The 18,912-nt window shown below is 67.2% G+C and carries 15 protein-coding genes; 13 read left to right on the forward strand and 2 right to left on the reverse strand.

Annotated elements, in window-relative coordinates:
* Positions 1-35: 35 nt before the first annotated feature.
* A complete protein-coding gene (locus OG225_RS35045; RefSeq protein ID WP_405183468.1) occupies positions 36-836 on the forward strand; it encodes an HAD family hydrolase in 801 nt (266 codons plus the stop codon).
* A 73-nt stretch (positions 837-909) separates the two neighbouring features.
* On the opposite strand, the gene OG225_RS35050 is transcribed toward OG225_RS35045, so the two are convergent.
* Complete coding sequence (locus OG225_RS35050) at positions 910-2,925, reverse strand: N-acetylmuramoyl-L-alanine amidase (RefSeq protein ID WP_405179053.1); 2,016 nt, start codon at positions 2,923-2,925, stop codon at positions 910-912.
* Between the two features lie 446 nt (positions 2,926-3,371).
* Between OG225_RS35050 and OG225_RS35055 the strand changes: the two genes are divergently transcribed.
* The 3 genes from OG225_RS35055 (at position 3,372) to OG225_RS35065 (ending at position 6,506) form a co-directional block, all read left to right on the forward strand.
* The gene (locus OG225_RS35055) at positions 3,372-4,619 is read left to right on the forward strand and encodes a SpoIID/LytB domain-containing protein (protein WP_405179054.1); all 1,248 of its coding nucleotides are present in this window, start codon (positions 3,372-3,374) and stop codon (positions 4,617-4,619) included.
* 450 nt (positions 4,620-5,069) lie between these two features.
* Entirely contained in the window at positions 5,070-5,840 is a 771-nt protein-coding gene (locus OG225_RS35060) for a MerR family transcriptional regulator (RefSeq protein WP_405179055.1), read from the forward strand.
* Positions 5,841-6,062: 222 nt separating this feature from the next.
* Positions 6,063-6,506, forward strand: a complete 444-nt coding sequence (locus OG225_RS35065) for a hypothetical protein (RefSeq protein ID WP_405179056.1) — start codon at positions 6,063-6,065, stop codon at positions 6,504-6,506.
* Here OG225_RS35065 and OG225_RS35070 read toward each other — a convergent pair.
* On the reverse strand, positions 6,495-7,121 hold the full coding sequence (locus OG225_RS35070; RefSeq protein WP_405179057.1) for a TetR/AcrR family transcriptional regulator: 627 nt from the start codon (positions 7,119-7,121) through the stop codon (positions 6,495-6,497). The two genes, OG225_RS35065 and OG225_RS35070, sit on opposite strands and share 12 nt — an antisense overlap.
* 100 nt (positions 7,122-7,221) lie before the next feature.
* Here OG225_RS35070 and OG225_RS35075 point away from each other — a divergent pair, with 100 nt between their 5' ends.
* The 9 genes from OG225_RS35075 (at position 7,222) to OG225_RS35115 (ending at position 18,818) form a co-directional block, all read left to right on the forward strand.
* Positions 7,222-7,944, forward strand: a complete 723-nt coding sequence (locus tag OG225_RS35075; RefSeq protein ID WP_405179058.1) for an SDR family NAD(P)-dependent oxidoreductase — start codon at positions 7,222-7,224, stop codon at positions 7,942-7,944.
* A gap of 192 nt (positions 7,945-8,136) precedes the next feature.
* Positions 8,137-9,363 carry a UDP-galactopyranose mutase gene (glf, locus tag OG225_RS35080; protein WP_405179059.1) on the forward strand — a complete coding sequence of 409 codons (1,227 nt, stop codon included), beginning with the start codon at positions 8,137-8,139 and terminating at the stop codon, positions 9,361-9,363.
* 64 nt (positions 9,364-9,427) lie between these two features.
* The gene (locus tag OG225_RS35085) at positions 9,428-11,365 is read left to right on the forward strand and encodes a glycosyltransferase (protein WP_405179060.1); all 1,938 of its coding nucleotides are present in this window, start codon (positions 9,428-9,430) and stop codon (positions 11,363-11,365) included.
* A 119-nt stretch (positions 11,366-11,484) separates the two neighbouring features.
* On the forward strand, positions 11,485-11,991 hold the full coding sequence (locus tag OG225_RS35090) for a phosphatase PAP2 family protein (RefSeq protein WP_405183469.1): 507 nt from the start codon (positions 11,485-11,487) through the stop codon (positions 11,989-11,991).
* A gap of 13 nt (positions 11,992-12,004) precedes the next feature.
* Complete coding sequence (locus OG225_RS35095; protein ID WP_216910977.1) at positions 12,005-12,937, forward strand: decaprenyl-phosphate phosphoribosyltransferase; 933 nt, start codon at positions 12,005-12,007, stop codon at positions 12,935-12,937.
* 58 nt (positions 12,938-12,995) lie between these two features.
* A complete protein-coding gene (gene zomB, locus OG225_RS35100) occupies positions 12,996-14,870 on the forward strand; it encodes a flagellar motor control protein ZomB (RefSeq protein WP_405183470.1) in 1,875 nt (624 codons plus the stop codon).
* Positions 14,871-15,125: 255 nt separating this feature from the next.
* Positions 15,126-16,208 carry an alpha/beta hydrolase gene (locus OG225_RS35105; RefSeq protein WP_405179061.1) on the forward strand — a complete coding sequence of 361 codons (1,083 nt, stop codon included), beginning with the start codon at positions 15,126-15,128 and terminating at the stop codon, positions 16,206-16,208.
* 297 nt (positions 16,209-16,505) lie between these two features.
* Positions 16,506-17,561 carry an alpha/beta hydrolase gene (locus OG225_RS35110; protein ID WP_405179062.1) on the forward strand — a complete coding sequence of 352 codons (1,056 nt, stop codon included), beginning with the start codon at positions 16,506-16,508 and terminating at the stop codon, positions 17,559-17,561.
* Positions 17,562-17,828: 267 nt separating this feature from the next.
* Positions 17,829-18,818 carry an alpha/beta hydrolase family protein gene (locus OG225_RS35115; protein WP_254189823.1) on the forward strand — a complete coding sequence of 330 codons (990 nt, stop codon included), beginning with the start codon at positions 17,829-17,831 and terminating at the stop codon, positions 18,816-18,818.
* Positions 18,819-18,912 lie beyond the last annotated feature (94 nt).

Genomic DNA, 18,912 nt, shown 5'->3' on the forward strand with positions numbered 1-18,912 from the left:
AATAGGTGACCCGTCTGCACCTGCCCAAGCCCAAGATGGTGGCCACCGATGTGGACGGCACCCTCATCGACCACGACGAGCGGGTCACCGCGCGCACGAAAGGCGCGGTGGCGGCCCTGATCGCCGACGGCGTGCCGTTCGTTCTCGCCACCGGCAGGCCGCCGCGCTGGATCGATCCGGTGGTGGACGGCCTCGGCTACGCGCCGCTGTGCGTCTGCGGCAACGGCGCGGTGATCTACGACAGCGCCACCGACAAAGTGCTGGCGAGCCGCACCCTCGACGTGCCGACACTGTCGTGGATCGCCGATCTCGCCGAGCGGGCGCTCCCCGGCTGCGGGCTCGCCGCCGAACGGGTCGGCGCCACCGCGCACGACGCGGTGACGCCCCAGTTCGTCAGCTCCCCGGAATACGAACACGCCTGGCTGAACCCGGACGACACGGCGGTCGCGCGGCACGAGGTCATCGACGCGCCCGCGATCAAGATGCTCATCCGGTTGCCGGGGGCCCGCAGCGGGACCATGCTCGCGACCCTGGAACCGCTGGTCGGCGAACGCGCCGACATCACCTATTCCACCGACCACGGATTGATCGAACTGTCCGCGCCCGGCGTCACCAAGGCGTCGGGACTGTCCTCGGTCGCCCAGCGCCTCGGCGTCGAACCTTCCGCGATCATCGCCTTCGGCGATATGCCCAACGACGTGCCGATGTTGCGTATGGCGGGGCACGGTGTCGCCATGGCGAACGCGCACGAGGAGGCGATCGCCGCGGCCGACGAGGTCGCCGCGGCGAATTCCGAGGACGGGGTCGCCCAGGTTCTCGAACGCTGGTGGGTCTGAACCCGGTGCACGAAGCGGCGGGTGCGCCCCTCCGAGGGCACACCCGCCGCTGCCGTTCGATTCCGGTTCGGCGCTACGGGCCCGGCGCGGACGCCTCGGCCGGATCCCGTCGCATCTCCTGCTCGTAGGTGTCGTTGTAGGTCTTCAGCACCGTGGTGACGATCCCGGTGAGTTCGTTGAGGATCAGCGATCCGTTCTGGAAGTCCGAGCGCAACCCGTCGGGCACCGGATAGCTGTTGGTCAGGGGGAGTCCGAGTGCGCCCCCGTCCCCGCCGAGTTGCAGGAAGCGGTCGAGGATGGCGCCGAGCACCTCGAATACCCCGCCGTCGGCGGTCGTGTAGACGTAGCCGTTGGTGAATCGGGCGTACTGGCCGCCGTTGGCGGCGGGCATCGGCTCGGACTCGGCGTCACCGAGGGGACCGTCCGGACCGCCCCGCTCGGACCAGTGCCTGGCGATGACATTGTCATCGACCATGGTGAGCAGCCGGGCGGTCAGCGCGGCGAGTTCGGCGAGTTCGGCGGCGCTGCGCCGGGGAGTCGCACTGTCTTGCTGACGGGTGTCGCCGCCGCCCGCGGCGATATCGCGGATGCGATCCATCATGTCGTAGGCGGCGTCGCCCGGGCAGCTGGTGTTCCCGACATCGCGGTGCGCGAAAACCACGGGCAGTCGCACGGATTCGCCCTGCGCGTACGGGGTGAACTCGGTGCCCTCCGACCACATGGTGGTGGAACCCTTCGGGTCGAGGCCCGCCACCCTGGTCCGCCAACCGATGAAGTTCCCCACCGCCTCCAGAGCGATATTCGACGGTGTCTCGGATTCGTGGTTGCCCATCAGCGCGATACCCGCGGTGTTCTCGTTGAACCCGCCCGCGTGCGCGCCCTGCACCGGCCGGTCCAATCCGCCCGCGCGGCCCTCGAAGATCTGACCGTACTTGTCGACCATGGCGTTGTACCCGATGTCGCACCAGCCAAGCGTGCGCGCGTGATAGGTGTAGATCGCCCGGACGATGCCCGCCGATTCGGATTTGCCGTAGTCGTTGCGGCCCGCGGTGTGATGCACGGTGACGCCGCCGAGTTGGTCGTCGTAGGTGGGTTCGTCGCACCGGATGGATTCGTCCGCGCCCCATTGCGCACGGCTGATGACGTTCGGCCCGCCGCCCGGCAACGCCGAGGCGATGTCGTGCAGTGCGCCGTCGATCGCGCCGCGGCCCGGATCGATCAGCACCGCCGTCAATCCGGGGGCCAGCGCCGAGATGTCGGACCGCGGCGCGGCGGCGGGCACCGGCTGGACCGGATCGGCCAGCGGCAGCGAAGGCGGCGGCGGGGCCTTCGGCGCGGCGGCGGCGTCCTTGCGGGTCACCAGGATCTGCACGGCGGTGGTGCTGCCGACATAGATCGGTTCGGTGCCCGCGGTCCGGTCGGCGGTGCTGCGATCGGTGCGCCTGGTGTCGACGGGTTCGGTCTCGTACCACGGTCCCCAGGTGCCGTTCGGCTGTCGCGCCCGCACCATGGCCTTGGTGTTCACCAGGTCCTGCGCGGTGAGCGCGACGACGCTGAACGGGGTGTCGCGCGAGAGCTCCTTGACCTGCGCCCCGACCTGGTCGACCAGGTCGGCGGGGATCGCGCCCGGTGCCAATGCCGGTGTGTCGGGGGTGGTTCCGGGTTCGAGCTGGGTGGGATCGGCGGCGAATCGGATACTCCCGCCCGTCTGCCCCGGGGCCCGGGCGGGAACCGAAGGGCCGCTGTTGTTCAGCTGCGGCAGCGGGATCTCGTCCGGCAATTCCACGCCGGGCGGCAGCGTCAGCCCGTCGGGGACGGTGACCGACGGCGGTAACGGCAGCATCCGCAGATCGGACAGGTGCAGGTCGGGTAGGTCGAGTCCGGTGAGTTCGCGCACCGGAAGCGTGATGTCGGGTGCGGAGTTCATCACCACTTCGGCCATCCGGGCCGGTACCGCCGCCAGATCGCTGTTGTTCGCCGGCCGGTAACCAACCGAATCGCTGAGCGTCAGTGCCGCCAGCGGAGCCGTGACCGCAAGGGTGGTGAGAACCGGGAGCACGTAGGAACGTTTCGGTTTGCGGTTCGGCACGAGCGTCTCCAATCGGATCGACCAGTGAACATGCGCACAATTTCCTACTTGATTCTTGATGTATCAACGACCACACTGGTTCACAAATCTCACATGTCTAAACCTCTTGTTTAGGATTTTGCGAATAGCTCGAATGTAGCTCTCGGGATGTGGATGGACGGCGCGACATGCCGAAAAGGCGTCGGGTCGATCCGAATACGGAAGCCCGTGCGGGCGGTGCGTGGATTAGTCGTCCCGCCCCGGTATCGAGGAGCGAGAGGGAGCCGAAAGTGCAGCGCAGAATACATTTCGGGAACCGGATCAACGGTCGGCGAACGGTATTTACACTCCGGCGGATAGTCGTCGCGGGCGGTGCCGCCCTCCTCGCGGGAACGGCGCTGGCGGGTTGGGACACGCCCGGCGACACGCCGAAAATCGCACTCGTCGAGTCGGGTCACGGGCGGGGCATGAGCCAACTCGGCGCCTTCGACAGCGCGCGGCAGGGCTCGATGGCCGAACGCATACTCGCGCACTACTACCCGGGCGCCACCCTCGGCACGGTTCCGACGACCACGGTGGCCGTGCGGCTGATGGAACGAGACGACACCGGACTCGACGTGTACGCCGCCGCCGGGCTCAGGGTCGCGGGCCGGGAACTGGAATCGGGCCAGGTCGCGCATATGACCGCACTGCCCGACGGCGGCGCGAATGTCGCGGTGACCGTCGGCTGCGACGGCGAGGTGCTCTGGCAGACGGCGACCAGGGACCCGTGGATCTACCCGATGGATCCCAGGCCGGGCCGCCCCGCCGCCGAACACCTCACGCTGTGCGGCGGACCTACCTATCGCGGCGCGCTCGGAGTCGCGGGCGAGGACGGCGCGGCCCGCACCGTCAACCGGGTCGACATCGAGGACTACCTGCTCGGCGTCGTACCCGCCGAGGTGCAGGCCAACTGGGCGGACAAGGGCGCCAACGAGGCCCTACGAGCCCAGGCCATCGCGGCCCGGTCCTACGCGCTGGCCGAACAGCGTTACCCGTACGCCCAGACCTGCGACACCGCCGACTGCCAGGTCTATCCGGGCACCGCGAAGGAGGATCAGCGCGCGAGTACGGCGATCGCCACCACGGCGGGCACCGTCCTGCTGCGCGACGGGCGGATCCTGCGCGCGGAATACTCCGCCGCTCCAGACGCCGGCGCGCCCGCCGATATCACCACCTTCGAGGTCGGCCCGGAACCCGCCGAACTCGCCGTCGGCAAACCGCCCACCGATCCGCGGGTCGACGCCACCGTTCCCGCGTCGGCCATCGAGCACGAATATGCCCGCATCGGTGGCGAATCCAGCGCGATCGGCGCTCCCCTCGGACCGGAGATGCGCCTGCCACAGAACGGCGGCACCTATCGCCTGTTCACCAACGGCGTCATCATCGCGACGCCGACACTCGGCGCGCAGATCGTCGACTTCACGACGCTGATGCGCCTGGTACCGGACCCGGCCGTGCCGCCGTCGGAGTCGACGCAGGACACGCCGCCGCAGGTGGACGCCGAGGCGCCGATGTCCGACGAGCCGGTCGCGCAGTCGGAGCAGGTGCCGGATCCGGCCGTCGCGGAGGACCCGGCCGTCGCGGAGGACCCGGCCGTCGCGGAGGACCCGGTGGTCGCGGAGGATCCAGCGGGAGATTTCCTACCGCAGGATGATTCGGTGCCGGGCGAGTAGTCCGGATCGGAAGGGAAGCCTCGGCGTCATCGGAACCGCTGTGGCGTACCGGCGTTCGTTCCACGACTGTGCCGCTGCCGCTGCCGCTGCCGCTGCCGCTGCCGCTGCCGCTGCCGCTGCCGCTGCCGCTGCCGCCGCCGTTGCCGCTGCTGCCGCCGCCGCCGCCGTTGCCGCTGCTGCCGCCGCCGCCGCCGTTGCCGCTGCTGCCGCCGCCGTTGCCGCTGCTGCCGCTGCTGCCGCCGTTGCCGCTGCCGCCGTTGCCGTTACTGCCGTTGCCGCCCGTCTGCCTGCCCGTCCGCTCGTCTGCCCGGTCGTCTGCCTGCCTGCCCGGCCAGCCGGTCGTCGGTCCGTCCGGTCGGCGCGGCGAAAACCCCCCGCTCGTCGGTGTTGACCTTGACGTAGCGTCAACTCGCAGACTGGTCGTACCGACGAGACAACGAGGAGCAGGTCATGGCAGCGGGCACCCGCCCCGGCGAATGGTCCATTCAGGATCTGGCGAAGGCGGCAGGCACCACCAGCCGCGCGCTACGCCACTACGGGCAGCTCGAATTGTTGACGCCGAGCCGGATCGGCGTCAACGGATATCGCTACTACGACCAGGACTGCCTCGTGCGGTTGCAACGCATCCTGCTGTTGCGCGAACTCGGCCTCGGCCTCCCGGCCATCGCCGAAGTTCTCGCGGGACAACGGGATACGGCGACCGCGTTGCGCGCGCACCTGGGACTGCTCGAGCAGGAACAGGAGCGGATCCGGCGGCGGATCGAGTCGGTGCGAACCACGTTGCACAAGACGGAAAGAGGTGAACGACTCGTGGCTGCCGAAGTTTTCGACGGTTTCGACCACACGCGGTACAAGGACGAGGTGATCGAGCGGTGGGGCGAGGACGCCTACGACAGCGGTGACCGCTGGTGGCGTTCGATGACCGATGCTGACAAACAGCGGTTCCAGCAGACCCACCTGGATATCGCCGCCGACTACGGCCGGGCCCACGCGGCCGGTCTCGGCCCCGACAGCGCCGAGGTCCAGGCCATCGTCGCCCGCCATCGGGAATGGATCTGGGTCGGCTGGCAGGGCCGAGCGGTGGAGAAGCAGGCGTTCATCGGACTCGGTGAGATGTATGTCGCGGATCCGCGTTTCGGCCGGAACTACGACGTGCACGGCACGGGCACCGTCGAATTCGTCCGCGACGCGATGACGATCTACGCCGAGGCCAACCTGTAGTACCGATCATCGAAAACCCGCATGTCCTCCGACATGCGGGTTTTCGCGTGACCGGCGTGGACTTCGGCGAGGGACAGAGCATCGAGATGTCGGTCCCGCACCCGTCGCGCGCCGTGCGGACAGCCGCGGCCGAACGCGCTTACCCCGCGACAGCGCGGGCGATTGCGCATACTTTCACAGGGGGGCGGGTGCGGGTGTGCCTGCGTAGGTGGAGGTTTCGTGATGTTGTACGAGAATCCGGGGGCGGCGCACGCGGGCCGGTCCATCGGTGCGGTCGCGACCCTGGCGGGGTCGTTCGCGCTGCTCGGCGCGGTGCTGAATGCCACAGCGCCCGACCGAACAGGAAGACCGCCTCCGCCGGCACCAGCACCCCGCGAGTACACGATCTCGGGGTTGTCCTCGATCATCCCCTCGGTGGGAGTGATCGCCGGAACGGTCGGCCTCGCCGGGGCGGTGCTGCTGTTGCTGGGCCGGGCGGCGGGGCGTTGGCTCGTGGTCGCGGCGTCGGTGGTGGAGCTCGCCTTCTTCGGCCTGTGGGCCGCGGCGGGAAGCTACCTGCCGATTCTGCCGATCGGCGTCGTCGCGACGACGTTCGGATTCGCGGTCTGCGGTCCGACTACGCGCTGGCTGGAGGCGGCGAAACAGGCCCGGAGTTCAGCCGCGTAGGGCTCGCATCAGTTCTTCCTCGGTGAGCGGGGCGACAGGCAGTGGGTGCGCGGCGGGTGCGCGCAGGCCGTCGAGGACCATGGCGAGGTGGCGCCGCCAGACCTCGGGTGCGATATCGGCGGTGGCCTCCACGATGCGGATATGCGCCCAGGAGACGAGGGCGATGTCCTCGAGCGCCCAGTCGGGGCGCAGTACGCCCGTCCGTTGCGCGCGGTCGACGATCTCGCGCATCAGGCCGTGCCCGTATTCCCGGGCGCGGGCGATGGCCTGGCTGGGGGCCGCGCGCAGGGCGAGGTCGCCGATGAGCCGGTCGCGCGCCTGGAGTTCGCAGACGTTCTCGACGAGGTAGACGAACGATTCCCAGGGGTCGGTGATCGCGAGCGCCGCTTCGGCGACGCGCCCGCCCGCTTCGATGCGGTCCTCGACGGCGGCGGCGATGAGTTCGTCGCGGGTGGGGAAGCGGTTGTACAGCGTGCCGATGGCGACGCCCGCCCGCGCCGCGATCTCCTTGAGCGGTGCGTCGAGACCGCGTTCGAGGAAGACCTCGCGCGCCGCCGCCACCAGCGCGTCGCGATTGCGGCGGGCGTCGACGCGCAGCGGTTTCTCCTCGGACATCCACCGATCCTACAAACGCCGAAATAACTTGAGCATAGGTTCAAGTCAGGCTACCGTCGGAGCTAACTTGAACTATGACTCAACTTAGTGAGGTAGTGGAATGTCGAAGACGATCGCGATCTTCGGTTTCGGCCCGGGACTGGGACTCGGCACCGCACGCAGATTCGGCCGCGAGGGTTTCCGCGTCGCGGTGATCGGGCGGGACGCGGACCGGGCGCGAGCCCACGTGGCCACCCTGGAGCGGGAAGGGATCGGCGCCGACGCCTTCACCGCGGATCTGAGCGTGGAGACCGAACTCGGCCGGGCGGTCGAGGAGATCACCGCCCGATTCGGGCGGATCGACGTCGCCCTGCACGGTGCGGCGGCGGATATGTCGATCCGGTCGGCCTCGACCCTGAGCGTCGACGCCGAGGCGCTGCGAGCGCCGCTCGAACTCAAGCTCTACTCGCCGATCTGGATGACGAGGGCACTCGCGCCCGCCATGATCGAACGCGGGGAGGGCACGCTGCTGTTCTCCTCCGGGCTCTCGGAAAGTCATCTTCAGCCCTATCTCGCGAATGTCGGCGTGATCCTGGGCGCGCAGCGCCAACATGTCCGCCAACTCGACGCCGAACTGCGCGGCACCGGCGTCTACGCGGGGCTGCTCAATATCGGCGCGCTGATCCAGGGCAGCCTGGCCCAGGTCGCCGTCGACGAGCATCCGGAACTCATCCCGCCCGGTCTCGAGATCACCCGCATCGGCAACGACGAATTGGGTGATCACTACTGGCGGCTGTATACCGAACGCGACAATGTGGAACTCGACGTCGGCTTCACGAACTGATCCATCCCACCTCGCGCGAATTCTCGGCGAAATCGAGGTGGACCGTGGATATCGGCCGGTGGCCGCGCCCGCTTCCGCGCCCGGTCGGCGGGCCCGCTCCCGGCCGGGCGGTTTCGGATAAGGGAGCTACCGCGTCGCCTGGTACGGAACTCCCCCCGGGTGCGGCGCGGTCTTCCGATACGCTGGGCCACCGTGACCGCCGCATCGTCTCCGGGTACCTCCCTCGACTCCACCGCACCGTTCGATCTGATCATCGTCGGCTCGGGCTTCTTCGGGCTCACCATCGCCGAACGCGCCGCCAACCTACTCGGCAAACGTGTGCTCGTGCTGGACCGCCGCTACCACCTCGGCGGCAACGCCTATTCGGAGCCGGAACCTCGGACCGGAATCGAAGTGCACAAATACGGTGCGCATCTGTTCCACACCTCGAACAAGCGGGTCTGGGACTACGTCACGCAGTTCACCGAGTTCACCGGCTACCAGCATCGCGTTTTCGCCATGCACAAGGGCCAGTCGTATCAGTTCCCGATGGGCCTCGGTCTGGTCTCGCAGTTCTTCGGCCGCTATTTCACCCCGGACGAGGCGCGCGCGCTGATCGCCGAACAATCCGCCGAAATCGACACCAAGGACGCGCAGAATCTCGAGGAGAAGGCGGTCTCGCTGATCGGACGCCCCCTCTACGAGGCCTTCGTCCGCGATTACACCGCCAAGCAGTGGCAGACCGATCCCAAGGAACTGCCCGCGGGCAATATCACCCGGCTTCCGGTCCGGTACACCTTCGACAACCGCTACTTCAACGACACCTACGAGGGTCTGCCCGCGCAGGGGTACACGAAGTGGCTGGAGAACATGGCGGCCTCCGAACTCATCGAGGTCAGGCTGAATGTCGACTGGTTCGACGTGCGCGAACAGGTGCGCGCCGAGAGCCCGGACGCCCCCGTCGTCTACACCGGTCCGCTGGATCGCTATTTCGACTACGCCGAGGGCGAGCTGGGCTGGCGCACCATCGATTTCGAGACCGAGGTACTCGAAACCGGTGATTTCCAGGGCACTTCGGTGATGAATTACAACGACGCCGACGTGCCCTACACCCGCATCATCGAACCGCGCCATTTTCATCCCGAGCGGGACTACCCGCAGGACAAAACGGTGATCATGCGCGAATTCTCCCGTTTCGCGCAGACCGGGGACGAACCGTACTATCCGATCAACACGCCGGAGGACCGCGCCAAACTGCTCGCCTACCGGGAGCGCGCGAAGAAGGAAACCGCTTCGGCCAAGGTGCTTTTCGGCGGCAGACTCGGCACCTACCAGTATCTCGATATGCATATGGCCATCGGTTCCGCGTTGAGCATGTTCGACAATGTGCTGCGACCGCATCTGGAATCCGACGCGCCCCTGGTCGACCAGGAAACCTAGACACAGCCCGGCTCCTCGCAGCCGACCGAGTGCGGGTCACCCGCACAGATGACGAAAGCAACGAATGACCTCCCCATCCATAGTGGAAGAGACGACCATCGAGACCCGTGCCACGTCGCTGCTCCAGCGGATCATCCTGCCTCGGCCGGGTGAACCGCTCGACGTGCGGACCCTCTACCTGGAGGAGTCGCCGACCAACGCCAGGCGCGCGCACGCGGGCACCAGGACCGAGTTGTCCATCGGCGCGGAATCCGAAGTCTCGTTCAGCACCTATTTCAACGCGTTGCCCGCCAGCTACTGGCGGCGCTGGAGCATCCTGAATTCGGTGGTGCTGCGGCTGGAACTGGCCGGACACGGTCGGGTCGACGTGTACCGCTCCAAGACCGACGGTTCGCGAATCCACGTGCAGGGCCGGGAATTCGCGGTCGGCTCGGGTTCGGATTCGGTGACCGTCGAATTCGAGACCGATCTCGGCCCGTTCGAGGACGGCGGCTGGATCTGGTTCGACATCACCACCGACACTGCGGTCACACTGCTGCACGGCGGCTGGTACTCCCCGGTCGAGGCGCCAGGCGAGGGCAGCATCGCGGTCGGCATGCCGACGTTCAACCGACCGACCGACCTGGTGAAAACCCTCGCGGCACTCGGTTCCGATCCGCTGGTGCTGGAGAAGATCGCCGCCGTCATCGTCGCCGACCAGGGCAATCGCAAGGTCGTCGACGAGCCCGGCTTCACCGAGGCCGCCGCGGTGCTCGGCGACCGCCTCGCGATCAGGAATCAGCCCAACCTCGGCGGATCGGGCGGCTACAGCCGGGTCATGTACGAGGCGCTGAAAACCACCGACGCCCAGTACATCGTCTACATGGACGACGATATCGAGATCGAACCCGATTCGATCCTGCGCGCTCTCGCCTTCGCCCGGTTCGCGAAATCGCCGATGCTGGTCGGCGGGCAGATGCTCAACCTCCAGGAACGTTCGCATCTGCATTCCATGGGCGAGGTCGTCGACCGCGGCATCTTCATGTGGACCTCGGCGCCGAACGTCGAGTACGACCACGATTTCTCGAAGTACCCGCTCAAGGATCGCGACAACTCCAAACTGCTGCACCGGCGCATCGACGTCGATTTCAACGGCTGGTGGACCTGTGTGATCCCGCGTCAGGTGGCCGAGGAGATCGGTCAGCCGCTGCCGCTGTTCCTCAAATGGGACGACGTCGAATACGGTCTGCGCGCCCGCGACCACGGATATTCGACGGTCACCCTGCCCGGTGCCGCGGTCTGGCACATGGCGTGGAGCGACAAGGACGACGCCATCGACTGGCAGGCGTACTTCCACCTGCGCAACCGCCTCGTCGTCGGGTCGCTGCACATGCCGGGCAACGGCCGCGGCCTGGTGGTGAACACCATCAAGGCGACGCTCAAACATCTGCTCTGCCTCGAGTATTCGACGGTCGCCATCCAGAACCTGGCGATCAAGGATTTCCTCGCCGGACCCGAACGCCTGTTCCAGCTGCTGCCGAGCGCCCTCGGCGCCGTGCACGAGATGCGCAAGCAGTTCCCGGACGCGGTGGTGCTGCCGTCGTCGACCGAACTGCCGTTGGCCAGCCACCTCGAGGTCGGCGCCGTCGGCGAACCGGTGAATCCGGTCGCCAAGGTGGTGCGACTGCTCAAGGGCGTGCTGCACAACGCGAAACCCGCGAACGAACGTCACCACGAGACGCCGCAGCTGAACGTGCCCACGCTCGACGCGCGCTGGTACCTGCTCTCGCAGGTCGACGGCGTGACCGTCACCACCGCGGACGGCCGCGGTGTCGTCTACCGCAAGCGTGACCCGCGCCAGGCCGTCGGCCTGTTCAAGGACGCCATGCGGTTGCGCAAGGAACTCGCCGCGCGGTTCCCCGAGATGCAGCAGCGCTACCGCGCGGCCCATCCCGAGCTGACCAGCACGGCGGCCTGGGAGCGGGCGTTCGGCATCGACGGCACGGGGAGCGAGCAGCGGTGAGTCTCGGACCGAATACCTCCGCGGACGACGCCGCGGCGGTGGATCAGCCGCGGTACAGCACCAACGGGCGCGGACCGCACGTCGCCGAGTCGGCGAACGCGGTGAAACAACCTCCCGAGGTGAAGATCATCAACGCGGTGCAGGCCAGGCTCGGTGCCAAGCCGGAGGTGGTGCGCGCAGCGCGCGGTATGTCGCATTTCGGCGAGCACGCGCTCGGCTGGATCGGCATCGCCGCGGTGGGCTGGCTCGTCGACAAGCCGCGGCGCAGACAGTGGGCCGGGGTCGCCGTGGGCGCCGTCGGCGCGCACGCCGCATCGATCGTGATCAAACGAGTCGTCCGTCGTCCCCGCCCCAACGATCCGTCGGTGCAGGTCAACGTCTCGACACCGAGCAAACTGAGCTTTCCGTCCTCCCATGCCACCTCCACCACGGCAGCGGCGGTGTTGCTCGGAAAGCTGACCGGGCTACCCTTGCCTGCGGTGCTCGTACCACCGATGTTGCTTTCGCGGGTCGTGCTCGGCGTGCACTATCCCTCCGACGTGCTCGCCGGATCCGCGTTGGGTGCCGCGTCCGCCGCTGTCGTGCTAGCCGCCGAAAGAAGACTAGATAGTGACCGCACAAGATAAGGCCTTGGTTGACATGAGTGAAGAGCCGACCGGCGCCGACCTGGCCGAGTCCGTGGTGAAGGGCCCGCCCAAGACACTGGCGGGCGGGCTGATCAAGGCCGTTCGGCCCCGTCAGTGGGTCAAGAACGTCCTGGTACTGGCCGCACCCCTCGCGGCCGGTCCCGATGTGCTCAGCGACGCGTCGGTGCTGTGGAACGTCGCGATCGCGTTCGTGGTGTTCTGCATGGCGGCTTCGGGCATCTACCTGGTCAACGACGCGCTGGACGTGGAGGCCGACCGGGCCCACCCGACCAAGCGTTTCCGTCCCATCGCCGCGGGCGTGGTGCCGATCAACCTGGCGTACGCGCTCTCGGTCGCGGTGCTCGTCGCCGCGCTCGCGCTGTCGTTCGTCGCGTCGTGGCAGCTGGCCGTGGTGATGGCGGTCTACATCGGAATCCAGCTGGCGTACTGCTTCGGACTCAAGCATCAGCCGGTCCTCGACATCTGCATCGTGTCGTCGGGCTTCCTGTTGCGCGCGGTGGCGGGCGGCGCGGCGGCGGGTATCGACCTGTCGCAGTGGTTCCTGCTCATCATGGCGTTCGGCTCGCTGTTCATGGCGGCGGGCAAACGCTTCGCCGAACTCCAGATCGCCATCGGCACCGGCGCCAAGATCCGCAAGTCGCTCGAGTACTACACACCCAGTTACCTGCGTTTCGTCTGGATCCTCGCGGCCACGGCCGTCGTGGTGTTCTACGGTCTGTGGGCGTTCGAACAGGGCGAGGCGAACGACACGAACTGGTACGCAATCTCGATGATTCCGTTTACCATCGCAATCCTGCGTTACGCGGTCGACGTCGATGGCGGCGAGGCCGGTGAACCCGAAGAGATCGCGCTGGGGGATCGCGTCCTCCAGTTCCTCGCAATCGCCTGGATCGGAGCGGTAGGTGTCGCTGTCTATCTCACCTGACGAAAAGCTGGTAGAGGGAGTGGAGCGAACGGACGGCGACGCGGAGCAGCCGCCTGCCATGGAGCAGGTGGACTCGGCGTCGCGTTTCGCCCTGCTATCCCGTGCCACCTTCGTCGGTGGGATCGTGCTCACCGTCGCGCTCTTCGCGATCGGCGGCTGGCAGCGGCGCTGGATCGCCGACGACGGCCTGATCGTGCTGCGCACCGTCCGCAATCTGATGGCGGGCAACGGCCCGGTCTTCAACGAGGGCGAGCGGGTCGAGACCAACACCAGCACGGCGTGGACCTACATCGTCTGGTTCTTCAGCTGGCTGACCGAGCTCAGGCTCGAATACGTGGTGCTCGCCATCGCGTTGACGTTGTCGCTGGCCGCCGTCGTCTTCGCCATGCTCGGCTCGGCGCGCCTGTGGGGCGGCACCGGGTCGGCGCTGCTGCTGCCCGCGGGCGCGTTCGCCTACATCGCCGTGCCGCCCGCGCGGGATTACGTCACCTCGGGGCTGGAGAGCGGCCTCGTCATCTGCTGGCTCGGCCTGCTGTGGTGGCAGCTGATGCGCTGGGCACAGGCCGACAAGATCCGTGTCGGCGGCATGTTCGGCCTGGTCTTCCTCGCCGGTCTGGCACCGCTGATCCGGCCCGAGATGACCCTGGTCGGCGCGTTCGCCCTGCTGATGATCTTCCTCGCCCCGATGCCGGAATTCCGGTACGGCCCGATCGTGTTGCGCGCGCTCATCGTCGCTGCCGCCGGTCTGGTGCCGCTGGGATACCAGATCTGGCGGATGGGCTACTACGGCCTGCCCTATCCGAACACCGCGGTAGCCAAGGACGCGGGCGGGGCCAAATGGGGTCAGGGTCTGACCTACCTGTGGGATATGGTCGGCCCCTACTACCTGCTCGTGCCGCTGCTCGTGCTGCTGGTGGCCGGTATCGCCGCCGGTCGCTCGCGCGCGGCGTCCGAGAACACCGCCGACACCGCGCCGCGCCGTTCGATCCAGCGGGCGCGCCGGTGGCTGCGCTCGCCGGGCGCCGTCGTCACGCTGGTGCTGGCGAGTGCCGTCATCCTGACCGTGTACGCGCTGCGCGTCGGCGGCGATTTCATGCACGGCCGCATGCTGCTGCCGCAGCTGTTCCTCTTCCTGCTCCCGGTCGCCGTCCTGCCGCTGCGGATGCCCGAACGTGGTCCGCGCCGTGTCGATGTGACCTTCGCCGTGCTCGCGATCGGCTGGCTGGCGACCGTCGGCTGGGCGCTTTTCGCGGCGAACACCACCGCGATCAAGACCGGCACCAAGATCAGCGCCTCCGGCATCGTCGACGAGCGCGTCTACTACGTGCTCAACACCGGGCACGACCATCCGATCCGGGCCGAGGACTACCTCGACTACCCGCGTATCCGCGCGATGGTCGACAATATCGCCGCCACCCCCGACGGCGGTCTGCTGCTGAATTCGCCCGCCTTCACCTTCTGGTACATCGCGCCGCCGCCGCAGCCGATCCCCGAGGGCGGCGCCGGACATACCGTCTACTTCCTGAATCTGGGCATGACCAGCATGAACGTCCCGCTGGACGTGCGGGTCATCGATCAGATGGGCCTGGCCTATCCGCTCGCCGCGCATACCGAGCGGCTGGAGGACGGCCGGATCGGGCACGACAAGAACCTGTACCCGGACTGGGTCGTCGTCGAGGCGGGCATGGTCGACAGGAAGCCGTGGATGCCCTGGTATCTCGACGAGGACTGGGTCATCCAGGCCAGGACCGCGCTCACCTGCCCGGACACCCAGGCGCTGATGATCTCCTACCAGGATCCGCTGACCTTCGAGCGGTTCCGCCACAACCTCAAGAACGCGCTGCATTTCGCGCAGTACCGGATCGATCGGGTGCCGAAGTACGAGATCCAGCGCTGTAATCTCGTGGACCCCGTTCCCGACCCGCCGCGCTGATCCCAGTGTCGGGCCGACGATTCACACAGGCATCACAAATGCTCTGCGAGCACTATGAGCCCAGTGGCCTCGTTGGCTATGCTCCACAAAAGTGGCGTACGCCGCTTCATCTCGGTTTGATAACGCGCCTGCATCGATGGCAGGTTAGTCTCGGTCGGGGTACGCCCGCCGGGGCGTCGGTAATTTCTGGGCAAACATCCGGCGGAGTCACCGTCGAACGCGGCCGAAATCCGGCCGAATGAAGGAGCGAACTAGATGCGAGGCGTTATCGGGCGTAGGGCGCAGGATGGTCGTCTGAAAGCTCGAAGTGCGGGCTGGCTCAAGCGGACGATGCTGTTGTCGATGGCGATCGTGCTGCCGCTCGGGGCGTCGATGGCAGGTGGGGTGGGGACCGCTTCGGCGGCGTTCAACCCCGATGCCTTCGACTTCTGGGTGGATTCGAGCATGGGGCCGATCAAGTCGCGGATCTTCCGCGCGGCCGACGGCAATACCGGACGCGTGGTGTACGCGCTGGACGGTATGCGTGCCCGCGGCGATCTGAACGGGTGGGAGAACGACACCGAGGTCGCCCGTGAACTGACCAAATGGAATATCAACGTCGTCATGCCGGTCGGCGGACCGTCCAGCTTCTACGCGGACTGGAACGCGCCGAGTAATTTCTTCGGCATCCCGACCGGTTCGGGCCCGTCGGGGTCGTCGTCGGGTTCCGCGCTGACCGGATCGTCGGGCTGGCAGGAAACCCTCGGCAAGACGAACACCTACAAGTGGGAGACCTTCCTCACCCAGAATCTGCGCAGCGCGCTGCGTGATCGACTGGGCTTCAGTTCGGTGCGCAACGGCGTGTTCGGACTGTCGATGGGCGGCAGCGCGGCGCTGACACTGGCGGCCTACCACCCGGACCAGTTCACCTTCGCCGGTTCGTACTCCGGCTACCTGAACATCTCCGCGCCCGGCATGCGCGAGGCGCTGCGCGTCGCGATGATCAGCGCGGGCGGTTACAACATCGACGCGATGGCGCCGCCGTGGGGTCCGCAGTGGCTGCGGATGGATCCGTTCGTCTTCGCCCCGCAGCTCAAGGCCAACAACACCCGTCTGTGGGTCGCCGCGGGCAGCGGTATTCCGGCCGGTGGTGACGCGACCGATCCGCTCGGCATCGTGCAGGGCACCCCGCTCGAGGTGCTCGCCATGGCCAATACCCGTGCGTTCCAGATCCGGATGGCGAGCCTCGGCGCGAACAACGTGACCTACAGCTTCCCGCCGGTCGGTATCCACAACTGGAACAACTGGGCGTCCGAGGTCTACCGGATGATTCCGGACCTGTCCGCTCATATCGGCTGATCCGATCCGATCGACAGAGGCCGCCCGGCGCATCCGCGTCGGGCGGCCTCTTCGCGTCGGTGGCCCTTCCGCGACATCGATCGACAACGAATGCGCTGCGGCGAGGCTCCGCTACTTGTGACTTGAATTACTTTCCAGCAACATGAAGGCGTTCGTTCGCTGATCGAGACAGGGACAGTGATGCACCGAGGTCGGATTCGTCCGTTTCGCTGCGGATGGCCGGATTCGGTGCCCGATGAGGGGCCGGCGGAATAGCTTTCCGTTCGCCGTCGGCCGTCCGGATGAAAGGTCGAGTCGATGCGAAATGTCCGCTGGAAACGTAGGCCGGGAATCTCGAGGGCATGGTTCGGGCGCATGGCGTCGGGAGTGGCGCTGGCCGCGCTGATTCCGCTCGGCGTCACCGTGGTCGGCGACGGCGCGACGGCATCCGGGGCCTTCGATCCCGCGGCTTTCGACTTCTGGGTCGATTCCGGGATGGGGCCGATCAAATCCAGGATCCTGCGCGCCGCGGACGGCAACACCAACCGGGTGGTCTACGTACTCGACGGCCAGCGCGCCCCGGAAACCCTCAACGGGTGGGAGATCGAGACCAACGTCCCCGCGGTCCTGGCGAGCTGGAATATCAATGTCGTCATGCCTGTCGGCGGGATGTCCAGTTTCTACGCCGACTGGAACGCGCCGAGTTCCTTCTTCGGCGTCCCGCCCGGATCGGGGTCCTCCTTCTCGGGTTCCGGCGCGCTCAACGCGTTCGCGGCGGGGCCGGGAAAGAGCTACCGGTACCAGTGGGAATCCTTCCTGACCGGCAACCTGCGCGAGGCGCTGCGCGACCGGCTCGGCTTCAGCTCGACTCGCAACGGGGTATTCGGCCTGTCGATGGGCGGAAGCGCCGCGCTGACATTGGCGGCCTACTACCCCCAGCAGTTCAGTTTCGCCGGGTCGTACTCCGGCTATCTGAACATCTCGGCCCCCGGCATGCGCGAGGCCATCCGCATCGCGATGCTCGACGCGGGCGGGTACAACGTGGATTCGATGGCGCCGCCGTGGGGTCCGCAGTGGCTGCGGATGGATCCGTTCGTGTTCGCGCCCAATCTGGTGCGCAACGGCACCCGGTTGTGGGTGGCCGCGGCGAGCGGACTGCCCAGCGCGACGGACGGGCCGAGTTTCGACACGCTCAACGGTATGGGGCTGGAGGCTCTCGCCCTCGCGAACACCCGCTCGTTCGAGCTCAGGATGGCGACATTGGGTGGCGGTAACGCCGTGTACGACTATCCGGCGTTCGGTATCCACAACTGGACCAATTGGCAGGCCGAGGCCTATCGGATGATCCCGGACCTGTCAGCCAATATCGGATAGTGCCCGCCATCGGGTGGTTGTCCGAGAAGTCGCCGGGCGGCTCCATCCCCGTGCGGCCGGTATTCCGCCGCGGCCGTTGGGTGTAGACACGGCGAACTCCTGGTTTCGATCACGATCCCGCATCGCGGGGCGTTTTTCCGGCTCTGCTCCGAATATCTGCCTATAGAAGTGCAGTGACGCCGATCGCGATGACCGGCGCCGCTGTCGGCATTGCTTGTGCAGGATGGTTGCGGTCAACGGTGACCGCGCGGCGAAAGGTCCGAATCGATGCGTTCTCGCATGATGTGCGGAAGAGTTGCCCTCAGACGTGCTGCCGCGGGGCTCGTCCTCGCTCTCGCGCTACCGTTCGGCGTCGCCGCGGTCGGTCTCGAAGCGACCGCGGGAGCGCGGATGAATCCCGCCGGAATGGATTTCTGGGTCGATTCGAGTATGGGACCTATCAAGTCGCGCATCTTCCGGGCCGCCGACGGCAACACCAGGCGCGTGGTCTACGCGCTCGACGGCCTGCGTGCCCGAAACGATCTCAGCGGCTGGGAGGTCGACACCGAGGTTTCGCGGGTGCTGACCGATTGGAACATCAATGTCGTCATGCCGGTCGGCGGGCAATCCAGCTTCTATTCCGACTGGGTTGCGCCGAGTAATACCAATGGTCAACGGACCACATATGCCTGGGAAACGTTCCTGACGCAGGACTTGCGCTGGGCGCTGCGCGACCGGCTCGGACTCAACCCCAATGGCAACGGCGTATTCGGGCTGTCGATGGGCGGCAGTGCCGCACTCGCGCTGGCCGCCTATCACCCGGAGCAATTCCGGTACGCGGGTTCGTATTCGGGATATCTGAATATCTCCGCCCCCGGTATGCGTGAGGGACTGCGGCTGGCGCTGCTCGACGCGGGCGGGTTCAATATCGACGCGATGTGGGGGCCGCCCTGGGATCCGCGCTGGCTGCGCAACGATCCGTTCATGTTCGCGCCACTGTTGCGGCAGAACGGAACCCGTCTGTGGATCGCGACCGGCAACGGCGTCAACGGCCCGCGCGATGTGATCAGGGCCCCGATGGACGTCTTTCATCTCGGTAATTCGATGGCGCTGGAGACGATCGCGCTGGCCAACACGCGCGCCTTCCAGGCCAGGGTCGACAGTATCGGCGGCCTGAATGCGGTATTCGACTACACGCCCGTCGGCGTACACGGTTGGCGCTACTGGGAAGACCAGGTTTACAAGATGCTTCCCGATTTGAGCGCGCACCTGGGTTGATGTTTTCCGTCCGCTCGGCCGCTGTTTTCGACTGCCCACCTGGGCCGAGTAACGAATCACGTCATCCGGGACGACATCACTGGATGAACGCGGT

It is taken from the genome of Nocardia sp. NBC_01377, from assembly GCF_045040005.1.
In the GTDB taxonomy this organism is placed as follows: domain Bacteria; phylum Actinomycetota; class Actinomycetes; order Mycobacteriales; family Mycobacteriaceae; genus Nocardia; species Nocardia noduli.

Excerpts from the sequence above, each read along its gene's own strand:
- OG225_RS35045 (WP_405183468.1), top strand. The coding sequence starts at position 36 with ATGGTGGCCACCGATGTGGACGGCACCCTCATCGACCACGACGAGCGG.
- OG225_RS35055 (WP_405179054.1), top strand. The coding sequence starts at position 3,372 with ATGAGCCAACTCGGCGCCTTCGACAGCGCGCGGCAGGGCTCGATGGCC.
- OG225_RS35060 (WP_405179055.1), top strand. The coding sequence starts at position 5,070 with ATGGCAGCGGGCACCCGCCCCGGCGAATGGTCCATTCAGGATCTGGCG.
- OG225_RS35065 (WP_405179056.1), top strand. The coding sequence starts at position 6,063 with ATGTTGTACGAGAATCCGGGGGCGGCGCACGCGGGCCGGTCCATCGGT.
- OG225_RS35070 (WP_405179057.1), bottom strand. The coding sequence starts at position 7,121 with ATGTCCGAGGAGAAACCGCTGCGCGTCGACGCCCGCCGCAATCGCGAC.
- OG225_RS35075 (WP_405179058.1), top strand. The coding sequence starts at position 7,222 with ATGTCGAAGACGATCGCGATCTTCGGTTTCGGCCCGGGACTGGGACTC.
- OG225_RS35085 (WP_405179060.1), top strand. The coding sequence starts at position 9,428 with ATGACCTCCCCATCCATAGTGGAAGAGACGACCATCGAGACCCGTGCC.
- OG225_RS35095 (WP_216910977.1), top strand. The coding sequence starts at position 12,005 with ATGAGTGAAGAGCCGACCGGCGCCGACCTGGCCGAGTCCGTGGTGAAG.
- zomB (WP_405183470.1), top strand. The coding sequence starts at position 12,996 with ATGGAGCAGGTGGACTCGGCGTCGCGTTTCGCCCTGCTATCCCGTGCC.
- OG225_RS35105 (WP_405179061.1), top strand. The coding sequence starts at position 15,126 with ATGCGAGGCGTTATCGGGCGTAGGGCGCAGGATGGTCGTCTGAAAGCT.
- OG225_RS35110 (WP_405179062.1), top strand. The coding sequence starts at position 16,506 with ATGCGAAATGTCCGCTGGAAACGTAGGCCGGGAATCTCGAGGGCATGG.
- OG225_RS35115 (WP_254189823.1), top strand. The coding sequence starts at position 17,829 with ATGCGTTCTCGCATGATGTGCGGAAGAGTTGCCCTCAGACGTGCTGCC.